The sequence below is a fragment of the Niallia circulans NBRC 13626 genome, assembly GCF_001591585.1.
GTDB lineage: Bacteria > Bacillota > Bacilli > Bacillales > Cytobacillaceae > Niallia > Niallia circulans.
Map to the genome: position 1 here is coordinate 220283 of NZ_BCVE01000003.1, position 14318 is coordinate 234600.

The 14318-nt window shown below is 37.6% G+C and carries 11 protein-coding genes; 2 read left to right on the forward strand and 9 right to left on the reverse strand.

What is annotated here, in order from left to right:
• The first annotated feature begins 8 nt into the window (after positions 1-8).
• Positions 9-701, forward strand: a complete 693-nt coding sequence (locus BCI01S_RS05315) for a universal stress protein (RefSeq protein ID WP_047940928.1) — start codon at positions 9-11, stop codon at positions 699-701.
• Between the two features lie 37 nt (positions 702-738).
• Here BCI01S_RS05315 and BCI01S_RS05320 read toward each other — a convergent pair whose 3' ends face one another.
• Together BCI01S_RS05320 and BCI01S_RS05330 are read right to left on the reverse strand one after the other, a co-directional pair.
• On the reverse strand, positions 739-1296 hold the full coding sequence (locus BCI01S_RS05320; protein ID WP_047940929.1) for a tyrosine-type recombinase/integrase: 558 nt from the start codon (positions 1294-1296) through the stop codon (positions 739-741).
• 311 nt (positions 1297-1607) lie between these two features.
• Positions 1608-2885, reverse strand: a complete 1278-nt coding sequence (locus BCI01S_RS05330; RefSeq protein WP_061797060.1) for a histidine--tRNA ligase — start codon at positions 2883-2885, stop codon at positions 1608-1610.
• 303 nt (positions 2886-3188) lie between these two features.
• Between BCI01S_RS05330 and BCI01S_RS05335 the strand changes: the two genes are divergently transcribed.
• Complete coding sequence (locus tag BCI01S_RS05335; RefSeq protein ID WP_047940932.1) at positions 3189-3827, forward strand: copper homeostasis protein CutC; 639 nt, start codon at positions 3189-3191, stop codon at positions 3825-3827.
• A 71-nt stretch (positions 3828-3898) separates the two neighbouring features.
• Here the strand turns inward: BCI01S_RS05335 and BCI01S_RS05340 are convergent, their stop codons facing one another.
• From BCI01S_RS05340 to BCI01S_RS05370, 7 genes are all read right to left on the reverse strand, one after another.
• On the reverse strand, positions 3899-4600 hold the full coding sequence (locus tag BCI01S_RS05340; protein ID WP_328004437.1) for an alpha/beta hydrolase: 702 nt from the start codon (positions 4598-4600) through the stop codon (positions 3899-3901).
• A 68-nt stretch (positions 4601-4668) separates the two neighbouring features.
• Positions 4669-5640, reverse strand: a complete 972-nt coding sequence (locus tag BCI01S_RS05345; RefSeq protein WP_047940934.1) for a LacI family DNA-binding transcriptional regulator — start codon at positions 5638-5640, stop codon at positions 4669-4671.
• A gap of 18 nt (positions 5641-5658) precedes the next feature.
• Positions 5659-8973, reverse strand: a complete 3315-nt coding sequence (locus tag BCI01S_RS05350) for a GH36-type glycosyl hydrolase domain-containing protein (RefSeq protein WP_061797062.1) — start codon at positions 8971-8973, stop codon at positions 5659-5661.
• Between the two features lie 10 nt (positions 8974-8983).
• On the reverse strand, positions 8984-11143 hold the full coding sequence (gene bglX, locus BCI01S_RS05355; protein ID WP_061797064.1) for a beta-glucosidase BglX: 2160 nt from the start codon (positions 11141-11143) through the stop codon (positions 8984-8986).
• An 11-nt stretch (positions 11144-11154) separates the two neighbouring features.
• Positions 11155-11985, reverse strand: a complete 831-nt coding sequence (locus tag BCI01S_RS05360) for a carbohydrate ABC transporter permease (RefSeq protein ID WP_061797067.1) — start codon at positions 11983-11985, stop codon at positions 11155-11157.
• 12 nt (positions 11986-11997) lie between these two features.
• Entirely contained in the window at positions 11998-12828 is an 831-nt protein-coding gene (locus tag BCI01S_RS05365) for a carbohydrate ABC transporter permease (protein WP_369988880.1), read from the reverse strand.
• Positions 12829-13042: 214 nt separating this feature from the next.
• The gene (locus BCI01S_RS05370; RefSeq protein WP_061797071.1) at positions 13043-14290 is read right to left on the reverse strand and encodes a sugar ABC transporter substrate-binding protein; all 1248 of its coding nucleotides are present in this window, start codon (positions 14288-14290) and stop codon (positions 13043-13045) included.
• Between the last annotated feature and the right edge of the window lie 28 nt (positions 14291-14318).

Here is a 14318-nt window from a genome sequence, read left to right on the forward strand (position 1 = left end):
AAAAAATCATGATAAATGGAAAAGAACGCATGGATGAAAGTATTCTCGTCTGCGTTTATTACGGTCCTAACGGTGAACGTCTTATACAACGAGGCTGTAAATTAGCTAATATGCTTGATTGTCCACTCTATATTCTAACGGTTGATTCCAAACCGTTTGATGAGCTGGATGCAGAAAAGTCAAACTATATTTCTAGATGGAAAGAGTTAGCTGAACGTCATAGTGCGGATGCGTTTATCATTAAAGACAAGGAATCAAGACCAATCTCTAAGGTAATCGCAGAAGTAGCTAGAGAAAAAAACATCACCCAAATTGTTCTCGGTCAAACAGCGCAAAGTCGTTGGGAGCAGATTGCAAAAGGTTCGATTATTAATTCGTTATTACGTGAAATCCCATTTGTTGATCTTCATATCATTTCGGTCGCTCGTTTTTTGAAAAACCCTGAAGGTCAATATGAAAAAGGTGTACGTGCATATTTAGTAAAAGAACAAAATGGATACCGTCTAATTTTTAATCATACAAAGCAGGTAATGTATGAAGGGATTTTCTTTAAAGAACATGGTACGGATTTCAATAATGGTGTATTCAAATTTATGAAAGATCAAGAAACATTGCAAGTGCAAGTACATGAGGACATCGTTAACGAATTAACGAATGTTGACATCGATACGAACGCTAGTAACGATGATGATTATCTATAGGCCATTTATACTCCACCAAACTTGGTGGAGTTTTTTATTAAAGATTAACGTCCACTTTAACTAATCTCTTTTCGTGCTTTTCAATGCCTATATATTTTAATGTTTCCGAACGGGAAGTGTGATTGTATACATGCATCAATAAAGAAATAGCAATCCCCTTTCGATAGGCATGGTAGCCGAATGTTTTTCTCAAGGTATGCATTCCAATCTTCCCAGAAATTCCAACTAATTTTGCCGCTTTGTTTATAATCCGATAGGCCTGTTGACGAGTAATCGGTTGATTATTCTTCTGAGACTTAAAAAGAAATTCATCTTCTTCAAATTCATGTTCTTGCAAATATTTCTCCAATTCAGTATGCACTTTACTATTTAAATAGTATGCCTTCACTTCATCTGAATCACGAAGATACAAAAACTCCTTAATTCCCGACGCATCTCTTACATCCCGAACTTTTAATGCGAGTAAATCACTAACTCTTATTCCTGTATTAATACCTAATACAAAAAGGAGCAAGTCTCTTTGAGATTGTTTTCTTAATACTTCTTTAATCGCATTAATACTCTCAATTTCTTTTATAGGATCGACATATTCCATCGGTTTGCCTCCCAATAATGTTACATAACTTTATGTTATCATCATTTAAGTAACATTACAACGAATATCTACTATTAAATATTATTTCTTTTGTAGTATGCTTCTCTTGTGTGGAAATAATCTGTTATGAAGTTTTCTAGAGAATTTGCTTTTCTATGCTACCGGAAAGGTAATTTTTTTAACTTATATGAAAAGGAATATGGATATGTTTTTTCTTTTACCTTTTTTCTTGAAATGGGTTTTGACACCGCTTCTAATCCTGACAAACATAAAAAGGCAGTAAATGTCTCCCATCTACTGCCCCATCCTACTTAATATTGAAAAGCTTCTAGCCATTCCTCTCCCGTTTCCATATCTCTCACTTTATACGTATTTCCATCTACCTCGTTTTCTCCTATTATAATGACCTTTTTGACACCTTCTTTATTTGCTTTATCTAAAGCTTTTGCCAGTTTTTTCTTTCCTAGTTCTAATTCCACTTTAAAACCGTGGTCTCGAAGCGCTTTTGCTGCTGATATAGCTTCCATCGGGCGACCAATTGGAATAATGTAGTAGTCTAGCCTTTCCGCTTCTAAATAGCTATTCTCTAATGAAAGAGCGGCAAAAATGACATCCAGCCCAAAAGAAATGCCTACTGTTGCATAAGTTTCTTGGGAACCAATTAGGCCTCCTATCGCGTTATCATATCTTCCGCCACTCCCGATGCTTGACTTTACGCTTTTATCTGTTAAAAAAATTTCATATATCGTTCCTGTATAAATTTCAAGCCCTCGCGCAAGAAATGGGTTAAACAAACAACATGACTCAATTTCTAGCTGCTTTAAATATGCTTGTAATTCATTCCATTCTTCTAACCCCTGTTTGATAATCTCCTCTTTTTCTGCCAACTGTCGATACTCCTCTACAATACCGTCCAAGTCCTTTTGTAAAAAAGATTCTATAGCATCTATCGCCACTTGGTCTAATCCCGCCTCCCTTAGTTCTTCTTTTATTTTTTCTTTACTAATTTTCTCGATTTTATCTAAAATCAAAATCACACGGTTTACCATTTGACCTGTAATATTTAACTGACGGAGAAATCCAACTAATAATTTACGATTATTATATTGAATCGTCACGTCCATCTTTAATCTTCTGAAAATATCTAATGCCATCATCATGAGCTCTGCTTCGGCCACTTGCGATTGAACACCTACAATATCCACATCACATTGTGTGAACTCCCGGTAACGGCCGGTCTTTATTGGTCCATCTCGAAAAACTTTGCCAATCTCGTAGCGTTTAAAAGGCATTTTTAATGTTGGATTCATTGCAACAACCTTCGCAAAAGGGATCGTTAAATCATATCGCAGCGCCAGCTCTCTTTTCCCCCGATCGGAAAGTGTATACATTTCTTCTAATATTTCTGCCCCGCCAGCGTATTTAGAAGCAAGCAAGCTTTGATAATTTAGGATTGGTGTCTCTATCGGCTTGCAGCCATACTGAATGAATACATCTTCCATCGTTCTGCGGATCGTTCTTCTAATTCCTTCCTCTTCTGGCAAATAATCGAGTGTTCCCTTTACATTTTGATAATTCATCTTCTTCATTTTTTTAGCCTCCTGTTTAAAAATAAAAAACCGCCCTTGATTTAAGTAGTAAAACTTAATCAAATGCGGTTTCATGAGAAATAGCCTTCCTATGTACGATTTTTAAATCGAAATAGCAAGACTACTGTTTATGATGATGTAATTGTGAAAGAAAGATACTAAGTGTGCGTTTAACCATTTCCATCACCTCTTATTTTCCAAATACTTTAACATATTAGGAAAGAGAAAACAATAGCCACTTATTATACCGTTCCTTTATGTCCATATATGATACTATCTTAATTAGATTGGTAGGTGACAATAATGATAAAAGAAGTATGTGTAGAAAACTTCACCCTTGTTCCAAGCGCCATCCAAAAAGGGGCAGATCGAATTGAGTTATGCGATAACCTTTCTGTTGGAGGAACAACAGTAAGCTATGGCGTTGCGGCAAAAACGATTTCCTATTGCAGAAACACCAATACAAAGGTGATGGCTATCATTCGCCCAAGAGGCGGAAACTTTATTTATAACGAGCATGAGATAGATATTATGCGCCAAGATATCCACCTTTTTAAAGAGCTTGGTATAAATGGAGCTGTAATCGGCTGCTTGAATAAAGCTAACTGGATTGATGAAGAAGCGCTGGAGAAATGCATAGACGCTGCCGCTGGGATGGAGATTACCTTTCATATGGCCTTTGATGAAATTGCTCCTCAGCTAAAATGGCAAGCAATTGATTGGCTCGCATCCCATGGCGTGCACCGTATTTTAACGCATGGCGGCCCTCTATCAACCAGAATAGAGAACAATCTGCCTGCACTAAAAAGTTATATAGAATATGCTGCTGAAAAAATTATTATTATTCCTGGCGGCGGAATAACATCTGCTAACCTGCCGTTGCTTTCTTCGGAGTTAGGAATGAAAGAAGCGCATGGGACAAGAATTTTGGGGAATTTATAATTTTCCTAAAGAGGCATCCTTCTTTCATGAAAACAGCAAAGGGACTATCCCTAAATGGACAGTCCCTTCTTTTAATTATTCGCTTCTTTATAGTTCTCATCAAACCATTTTAATACAATCTGAATTGTTTTATCCCAAAATGCCCAGTTATGATCTCCCGGCATTTCAATATAATGAAAATCTCTTATTTTCTTTTGCGCTTTCTCTCTAAACTTTAAGTTATCCTGATAAAGGAAGTCTTCTGTACCACATATTTGCAGCATTTTCACCTGGCTATCTTCTTTTAGCTTCTCCAAAAGATAGAATAAGTCATTTTCACTGCCAGCCAGTTGCTGAATAGATCCAAAAATATCTGCAAATGCTTTGTCTCTATCTTTATCCCTCTTCCACAATTCCACGGCATCCATTGCTCCTGATAAAGAGGCAAAGCTGTTGAAGCGATTGGGAAAAGTGAGAGCCAATTTCGTTGCTCCATAGCCGCCCATGGATAGTCCAGCAACAAAGCTAGCCTCTTTCTGATCGGAAATACGAAACCACTTTCTCACTAATGCAGGTAATTCTTCCGATAAAAACGTCCAATAGCGATTTCCATTTACCATATCTGCATAGTAACTTAAATCCACTTGAGGCATCGCAATCGCAAATTCATACTCTGACGCATATCTTTCTAGTGATGTAGCAGTTAACCAAGCTTCGTCATCATCAGACCAGCCATGTAACAGATAGATAACAGGAATAAGGGGGGCTATTCCCTTTATCAGGTAGATAAATATTCATAGAAGTTGCTTTTCCTAAAACTTCAGAACGAAAATTCACTTTAGAGACAGCCATTTTTCCACCCCTACTTTTTATTAGAAATAAATGATTTTCCTTCTACAAAACTGGTAATTATCCATTCATCCTCGACTTCTTCATTATTTATCAACTGAACCACTTTTTCCGCTGCAACCATTCCCCAACGATGTTTGGAATAAGAAATTGTCGCTAATGACGGATTAAGAAAAGAGCCAATTTCTATATTATCAAATCCAATAAGGGAAATATCTGTGCCTATCTTTCTATCTTTATCTTTAAAATATTTATAAATCCCTACAGCCATTTCATCATTAAAAGAAAAAATAGTAATCGGTGAGCATGTCATCTTCGAATGAATGATTTCTGCTGCTGCATAACCCGATTCCTCCGTAAATGCAGAGGGAATAACCTCATATTCTACGCCATAGCGTGCTAATTCGCGTTCACTTGCCTCCAGCCTCTGCCGGCTATCAAACGCTTTTTCTGGACCTGTTACCAAATAAACTTTTCCCAGATTACTTGAAATTATTTTTTCCACCGCAAGCGTTGCTCCGCCTTTATTATCCAATAACACTTTTCTAACATTAGGACAACTAATTTCTCGATCCAGCACAACTAAAGAGTGGCCTCGATTAGCAAATTGAATAATTTCATCCGTGCTAAAGGTCCAATCTAGAATAATACCCCCATCTACCATTCTTTCCGGAAGAAACAGATGGGACTTCTGCCCACTGCAAACAATCATATCGTAGTTGTAATAGGCAAGACCCCGTTTAATTCCTTCTAATAGCTCTCCATAGAAGCTCCCGCCATAATCTGCAAGATAGACAGCTATAATTTTTGTTTCCTGCTTTTTCAATGTTCTCGCTGCCATATTAGGAATATAATTGAGCTCATTTGCAATAGCAGTTATTCTTGCACGAGTGGCTTCCGTTACCTTTGGACTGCCATTTAGTGCATAGGATACGGTAGAAATAGAAACACCAGCTGCCTTAGCTATATCTTTAATCCCTACCATTGCCTTCACCCCTTCCTATTAGCAGTATACTTCTAATATATTTTCTTGTTGTAATACTTTCTTCATTGCTTCCTTATTTAAGCATATTCCACCCTGCCGATAAAGATTATCTTCTAGTCTGTTCTCTAGAACATTTCCATTAAAGATCGCCTTCCTATCTTTAGACCTAAGTATATACTTAATCTCTACAGGCTTATCTAATAATTGAAATGTTACAGTTAAACCATTTAAGCTTTCTGGCAGAACTGGATCAATAATAACCTCTGCAGCTGTTTGGCGAATCCCTAACACATTGCTTATTAACTGATTAATATAAATTCCTGGCCCGCTGGAGTATATACGCCAGCCGCCTTTTACAGGAATACCGCTATTTTTAAGTTTACCAAAATTCTCTTGTGCTTCATACCTCGTTTTGAAATCGCCATCAGAACTGCTGAAATAAACATTACTCTGCCGAATAGCTGCATTTTCTACACGATCTTTGAGACCAATTGGATTAATCGTATTTAATCCTTTCCATGTTTCTTCTGCTTTCCCTAACTTCGCCATTGCTTCCGTAAAACGAATATGGGCGTGTACATATTGCAAACCAATTTCCCTTCCAAAGTTAGCAGCCTGTTCCGCACGTTTAAAGTTAGTGCTTACGCCGCCTTTATAAGATGCAGGCCGATTCATTAACCGCACTCCATCCGGAAAATATAAATTTTCTTTTATAATTTGATAATGATGTTCGGCCATCTCCGGTGTGATTAATTCCGCAATCATACTTCTTGTCATGGGTAATAATCGGTATTGAATATTTGTCTTTTTATCATCTGGATGTATCATTAATTCCACATGATCCGAATCCTCCATATAGACAAATCCTGGAATAGTATCTGTGCTTAAAATAAAACGGTTAAAGTCCGCTTTAATATTTTTAGCCAAATCAAAAAGGTATGCTGCATACAGATTATCATAGCTCTCTAACGCTCTCGCTAAATTACGGATTGTCTGGTAGGTAAGCGCTACTGTCCAGCTGCTAGCCATATTTTTCTTTAACCTGCTATCATATGGCTGTAATGTATCATCCCAATCTCCATCTCCATAACAGGATAAAAACGTATTCGGCAGAAAATTTTCCTCTATATAGTGGATTTGCTTCTTAACATGCTCCATTAACGGATAAGACTCTTCTGTTTTCGCAAATGTATCCCGATCTGTAAATGGAATAGACTCCGCTAATATGCTCGTATCGCCTGTAAATGTTAAATAATCTCCAACTACCTTTAACGGCCATACAATAACATCGCCATGACTTTCATCTGCTTTAATCTTTTCAAAGCGATCAAACATAAACCACTGCGGCCAATTCCCATCATTTTCGAATTGGTTTGCATATACTTTTTTCAAAATCTCACGGACAATTTCAGGGCGATTAACAGCAAAGAAATATTCCACCGGCCCCTGTGAAACGTCCCTTGTTCCCCATGCAGCCCCGCCATATTGCTCTAACCCATGCGGAGACAGATAATGGACTAGCATATTATGAGAATACCATCTACTAAGCAGATTCATTCTCTCTACTTCTTCTTGGATGAGCGGATTCTCATGCTTCATCTGAAAACCATTTAATAATCCATCCAGATAACGTTCATAGCTTTCCGTCTCTATACTTTCGATCTTTTGATGATGCTGATAATTTCCTCTGTGCAAATTCCCCTGAATAGTAAGGTTTACGGTATGTTCTTGCAGCAATTCTAACATGACTAGCGGGAAGTCAGATCCTTCCTTAAGAGAAACAAAAACCGTTTCATCCTTCAACGTAAAGGGTTGTTCAACATGGATATGATAAGTTAGCTCTGGATAGCCTTGATCGACAGTTGAACTTGGTGTGCCATTAAATGTGATGACTTGATTTGATTGTTCCCATTTAAACGGTACAGAATCCTCTCCATCATTCATTAAAATATGATTACTAATGACGAAATCATATTTTTTCCCTTTTTTACTCTCGATGCTCAGCTTAATCTCATGCTCTTCAACAGAGGTATAATTTGTCACTGTAATCAAGTCGTCCGCAAGCTTGTAATACCATTTAGCAACATTAAAGCCCATTTCAAATGCAGATGGCATAGCTAATAACTGCCACTGATTATTTATTTTTATATAAATCCGTTGACCAGATTTCTTCATTATATTAAGTGAATTTCTATTATTGCTCATCATTTTGTTCATGGAAGTGTTCCCTAAAACAATTTGGGAATTAAAAATTCCATACATATAGACCGTTGTAGCCATTACCGGTTTATCTACTACTAAGTCAGTTCCGCTTAAAAGGATATGACCATGCGGCCTTTCCATTTGAACTTCCTTTTCCTTTAATACAACATGACGTTGATTATCGGTAAAAAAGGACAAAAGTTTTTGATCTACTATCTCTTTTTCTAGTTGAATACCAAATAACTCATCTATTTCCTCAGGAGTCAACCTTTCTGTTTTGATAACTTGATTAACGATACACGTCATTTTATTTACTGGTTTTGTAACCTGTTCCAACTTGCTTGCTTCTACCCAAATTTTTTCTATTTGTTCCGTAGTAAAACAAGGTTTCTCTACGGCTGCTGGATGGTTTTCCAAGATAGAACCATAAAAAACGAACGATTGCTTCTCTTGTACATTTCGTTTCTCTGTTTGCAGGGCCGCATAAGCCATTTCATACTGATAAACCTCTGTTGGAAGGCTTTCTCTCTGTAATGCCTCAGGAATATTTGTTTCTTTGTAGGACTTTCCAAAGAATTGGTATCCATCTGTACTAAATCCAATTGTTTTTTGCAAACATCCTTGTTGTAGATACGGAAATTTACCCTCTTGCGGCTGATTTTGTCTGGAGCAAATTGTATATCCGTGCTGTGAATCGATGTAATGATCGATATATTGAGACACATACGCTTCATTTGATTGAACGGCTCCTTTTGCCGCAATGCCAATATCCTGTCCATATAATAAGTCTACTGTTTGATTCCCTTGTAAAGAAACTTCCCAGAACCATACATCCTGTAAAGTTAATATAAATTTAACTTCATAGGATACTCCTTGAAAGGTGCCATTCCAAATTAATACACGCTCACCTACTGCCAGCTTGCTATCCGATTGAATACCTAGTAATGGTGTTGAAAGAATTGTCCCATTTTTAAACACACGCAAATAGATCTGGTTAGCACTGCCATCTAATAAATTCCCTATGAGTTGGTTAACCATTATATCCTTATGACAAATCTCATATATATCCCCGCTAGGAAGAAATGAAAATGTCGTATTATTCCCATTCAATGTAACTATTTGAGTATTCATATCTTCATCCCTATCCTCTTATCTTTTTTAATTTAAAACATTTTGATTGAAGTTCTATGCTATTTGGACCAACCATTACTTCAAAATCGCCATCATCACTGATGAATTGCATATTTCTGTGGGTATATCGAAGCTGCTTCTCCGAAATAATAAATGTTACCACTTGCTTTTCTCCGTTTTCTAAATAAACTTGCTTAAAGTCCTTTAATTCCTTAACAGGACGCACCACTTCTCCGACTAGATCACGAATATAAAGCTGGACCGTTTCTGTGACAGGATAGTTGCCTCTATTCTCCACTTCCACCGTAACTGTCACGGCTTCATTCTCCGATATGGTCTCTTTATCTACTTGCAAATTGTTATAAACAACTTCGCTGTAGCTTAATCCATAGCCAAATGGATAACGTGCATAATTTGAAACATCCAAGTATTTAGAAACATATTTTTCGTCCGGATTCTCTTCATAAGGACGACCTGTATTATCTCCATTGTAGTAAACTGGCACTTGCCCCACATTTTCTGGGAAACTCATGCTTAAACGTCCACTTGGGTTTACATCTCCATATAAAATGTCACTCAGTGCATTTCCACCTTCTGTACCAGGGAACCACGCTTCTAAAATGGCAGCTGCTCCATCTAGCTCACTAATATCTAACGGTCGGCCATTATACAGCGTAACGATTATCGGTTTACCTGTATCCTTTAATTGCTTAAAAAGCTTTATCTGTTCTTTCGGCAAGGAAATATTACTTCGGCTGGCCGCCTCTCCACTCATCCATTCTTGTTCCCCTAAAGCTAATACAACGACTTCTGCATGACTCGCTGCTTTTAGTGCACTTGAAATCATGTCTTCTGATAGTTCAAAGTAATCACAAGGTACTTCTGCTGAGAGAATATTAGCAGATTTCGTTTGCATCCCTTCAAGTAACGACACAGCTTCATCCATTTTCCCTTGCCATGACCAAGCTCCTAAAATATCCTGTGAATCTGCTCCCGGTCCGACAACTGCTACTTTTTGATTGGCAGATAACGGCAGGACTCCATTGTTTTCTAGCAATACAATTGATTTTGCTGCTATTTCTCTGGATGCATTTCGATGAGATTGTGACAGTATTACTTCTTTTTCCCGATCCGCATCTGCTCCGCGATGAGGATTTTCAAATAACCCTAAATCATTTTTCAATTCTAAAATTCTTAGCACTGCTTCATTTAAAAGTTTTTCGTCTACTACTTCTTCCTCTACTAACTCCTTTAAATAGTGAGCATAACAAGTGGTCATCATCTCAATATCTACTCCTGCCTTTATGGCAAGCTCCGCAGCCTTTTTTTCATTTCCAGCTACGCCATGAGCAATCAATTCCTTCACTGCTCCCCAATCAGATATTACTACCCCATCAAAACCAAACTGTTCCCTTAATATTTTTCTAAAAAGCCACTCATTCCCAGTTGCGGGAATCCCGTCCACTGTATTAAAGGAGGTCATTACTAATTTAGCACCTGCATCAATAGCAGCTTTGTAACTCGGTAAATAGCTTTCCCTTAGTTGCCGTTCAGACATATCGACCGTATTATAGTCTCTTCCTCCTACTGGAGCACCATATGCAGCAAAATGCTTTACACAGGCCGCTAGTCGTTCTGTATCGCTTTTCAAGTCTTCTCCTTGATAGCCGTGCACTAACGCTTTCGCAAATTCACTATTTAAATGAGCATCTTCTCCTGTTGATTCCATCACTCTCCCCCATCTAGGGTCGCGCACTAAGTCAACCATCGGTGAAAAGGTTACATGTAAACCAGATACACTAGCTTCTAATGCAGAAATTCGCGCCATTTTTTCCGCAGCTTCTAAACTCCAGGAACTCCCTAAACCTAAAGGAATGGGGAAAATCGTTCGAAATCCATGGATAATGTCAGCCATCATTAAGGTTGGAATTCCTAAGCGATGCTTTTTCATATATTCCTTTTGGATACGAATAGCTTCTTCAGCTCCCGATAAACCTAATGTAGAGCCAGCTTGTTTGATATTTTCTTCTGTTAACCCTAAATCAGTTAAAGGTCCTGTCATTTCTTCACTTTTTTTTGTATAAAAATCGGCAGAAAGCTGTAGAAGCTGATCTACCTTTTCCTCTACTGTCATTTCATCCACTAATTTAACTAAATCTTCTTGTCTCATTTACATGCTCCTTACTTCAATCCTGATACATTGAATCCTTGCAGGATGTATTTTTGGAATATCATGAATACAATAATGATTGGAATAATCATAAAGGTAGAACCAGCCATCTGCAGAGCATAATTGCTTGCATATTGTCCTTTTAAAAGCTGTAGACCAACAGATAATGTATAATACTTTTCATCATTAGCCATAATTAGCGGCCATAAGAAGGAATTCCACGCACCGATAAAGGTCAATATTCCCTGCACAGCTATAACCGGGCGTGAAACAGGCATAATTATTTTCCAAAATATTTTCCATTCACTCGCACCATCTAATCGAGCCGCTTCTAATAATTCGTTCGATATAGTAGACATAAACTGACGGAATAGGAAAATGGCAAAAGCCCCCACTAGACCCGGAAGAACAATCCCTGCCATTGTATTTGTTAAACCCATTGCGTTTAAAATCAAATAGACTGGAATCATTGTGACTTGCCCAGGTATCATCATTGTCGCAAGCACTAAATAAAAGAGAATATTCTTTCCCTTGAAGTTATATTTTGCAAAGCCGTATCCTGCCATTGCGTTCAAAATTAGTCCGCCAAATGAGCATAGGACGATAATTAATGTATTTTTTAAATACACAGCAAAGTTAAACGCTAAAAACAATTCTTTAAAATTAGCAAAAGTAATCTCCTGCGGCCAAATAGTTGGAGGAAACTGCATAATTTCTGCATCCGTTTTCAGGGAAGAAAGCAGCATCCAAATAAATGGTAAGACCATAAAAAATCCGCCAACAGTAAGAATAATTCCAACAATCCACTTTGAAGTTCTCATTTGCTTTTGAGATGTATGCATAGCTATTTCCTCCTATAATGATTCTTCATCACTCTTACGCTGAATGCGGAATTGAATCAAGGTAACGATAATAATCGCAATAAATAAAATAAATGACCCTGCCGCTGCATAACCAAACTTACTAAATTGGAACCCGTTCCGGTAAATAAATAACGCAACGGAAGTAGTACTATCTAAAGGCCCGCCATTGGTCATAATAAACGGTTCTTCGAAAAACTGGAGCCAGCCAATCATCGTCGTAATCGTTACAAAGAAAGTTGCAAACTTAAGCATTGGTATCGTAATTTGAAATAATTGTTGACGTCGATTAGCGCCATCTAATGAGGCAGCCTCATAATATTCTTTCGGTATACCTTGAAGAGCCGCTAAAAAAATAATCATATTCGTACCAATTGCTCGCCATAAAGCAAGAATAATTAATGACACTTTCGCCATTGTCGGATCTTGCAGCCACGGTACTGGAGAAACATTGATAAGAGACAGTAAATAGTTTAAAAATCCAAAGCTCGGGTTATAAAGATAACTCCAAACCACTGCTACGGCGACCACATTTGTTATCGACGGCGTATAAAAAATCAACCGAAAAAATTGAAATATTTTATTTTCCCCGAAGTTAATCATAACCGCGATTCCTAAGGAACAGGCGATAACTAAAGGCACACCAATCACTACATAAAACAAGGTATTTCCAATAGACTTGAGGAAAACAGGATCTGTTAAGATTTCCTTGTAATTACTTAATCCCACAAAATTGATCTGTGACCAATCCGCTAATCCAACTAAGCTGATATCTGTAAAACTAATAAAAAAAGCTACAACTATAGGAATTAAGGAAAACAACATTAGTAAGAGCAATGCAGGAGAAATGAATAAATATGGGGCTCTTTTACTAGTAAAGTTTCTCAATTTTAAAGCACTTCCTTTACTTTAAATAGAAAGGAGCATCTCTTTAGAGAAAGATTCCTTTTAACACATTCAGATTAGAAAGATATTTTTCTAATCGAACGGTTTATTCAGATAGCTTCCTCTAATGTTTTAGATACTCCTTTCTGCTCATTTATTTACTTAAAACCTTTTCTGATTCTGCATTAAATGCATCCATCTCTGTCTGTACATCTGCTCCACCTAAATAAATTTTCTCAAAATGCTTCAAATAGTTTTGAGCGATTTCTTCAAATTCTGGAATCAATGGCATGGGATGAGAATTTTCCATTTGTGCTCCAAATACTTCATATAATGGATCTCCGGCTAGCTTTTCATCCTTCCACGCTTCTTTTACTGTTGGCATGGCATTTGTTAATTCTAACCACTTTAATTGGTTTTCCTTGCTGACCATAAAATCAATAAATTGTGCCGCTTGATCTTTTTTCTTCGAATGTTCAAATATGGTTAAATTCGATCCACCAAGACTAGAATCATTATTATCTTTTCCAGCAGGAAGAACGGCAGTTGCCCATTTGCCTTCGATATCCGGCACTGTATCATTGACTGTTTTCACCATCCACGGACCACTAATAAACATTGGTACAATAGCATCTCCTGAGAACGTTTGCGAAACATCCATTCCTAAGTCCTGTTTAGGCGCATAACCTTTTTGGATCATATCATTTAAAAACGTCACTGCTTCTACAAACGGCGCTTGGTTAAATCGCGCTTCTTCCTTATCTGACAGTAATTCAGAACCATTTTGTCGAGCAAACATGAAACCAAGTGTTTGTTCTTTCGAATCGACATTTAAACCATACATATTGTCTCCTCGTTCTGATAATTTCTTCGCGGCGTCTTCAAGCTCTGCCCATGTTTTAGGCGCCTCTTTATATCCAACGGATTCTAAAATATCCGTACGATAGAATAAAACTCTCGTTTCTGCCGCCCATGGAATCCCGTAATACTTATCATCAAACTTGGTTGTTTCTACTGACCCTTCGAAAAAGTTTTCTGGCTTTAAATGATCATTTTTATCAATAAATGGCCCCATATCCGCCAATGCACCAGCTTCTTGAAACTCCGGCATCCAAGTAGTGCCCATTTGAAGGACATCAGGTCCTTCCTTCGAAGCTACGGCTGTCAGTAATTTATCATGAGCACTAGCCCAGGGGATTGCTTGAATTTTTACTTCAATGCCTGTTTCTTTCGTAAATTCCTCCGCCATTTTAGGGAGCTGCTTCACTTCATCTCCCATTCCCCAAACGGTTAGTACTTCTGAGTCACTAGCATCATTTTTACTCTCAGAACATCCCGCCATTAATCCTACTGCAAGTAATGCTGTGGTTCCTAGCAATGCAAATTTCTTTTTGAAATTCATTCTTGTTTCCTCCATTTTCAGATGAATT

Coding starts and splice junctions, on each gene's coding strand:
- BCI01S_RS05315 (WP_047940928.1), top strand. CDS start 9: ATGATAAATGGAAAAGAACGCATGGATGAAAGTATTCTCGTCTGCGTT.
- BCI01S_RS05350 (WP_061797062.1), bottom strand. CDS start 8,973: ATGAATACTCAAATAGTTACATTGAATGGGAATAATACGACATTTTCA.
- BCI01S_RS05345 (WP_047940934.1), bottom strand. CDS start 5,640: ATGGTAGGGATTAAAGATATAGCTAAGGCAGCTGGTGTTTCTATTTCT.
- BCI01S_RS05320 (WP_047940929.1), bottom strand. CDS start 1,296: ATGGAATATGTCGATCCTATAAAAGAAATTGAGAGTATTAATGCGATT.
- bglX (WP_061797064.1), bottom strand. CDS start 11,143: ATGAGACAAGAAGATTTAGTTAAATTAGTGGATGAAATGACAGTAGAG.
- BCI01S_RS05330 (WP_061797060.1), bottom strand. CDS start 2,885: ATGAAGAAGATGAATTATCAAAATGTAAAGGGAACACTCGATTATTTG.
- BCI01S_RS05365 (WP_369988880.1), bottom strand. CDS start 12,828: ATGTTGTTTTCCTTAATTCCTATAGTTGTAGCTTTTTTTATTAGTTTT.
- BCI01S_RS05370 (WP_061797071.1), bottom strand. CDS start 14,290: ATGAATTTCAAAAAGAAATTTGCATTGCTAGGAACCACAGCATTACTT.
- BCI01S_RS05335 (WP_047940932.1), top strand. CDS start 3,189: ATGATAAAAGAAGTATGTGTAGAAAACTTCACCCTTGTTCCAAGCGCC.
- BCI01S_RS05360 (WP_061797067.1), bottom strand. CDS start 11,985: ATGCATACATCTCAAAAGCAAATGAGAACTTCAAAGTGGATTGTTGGA.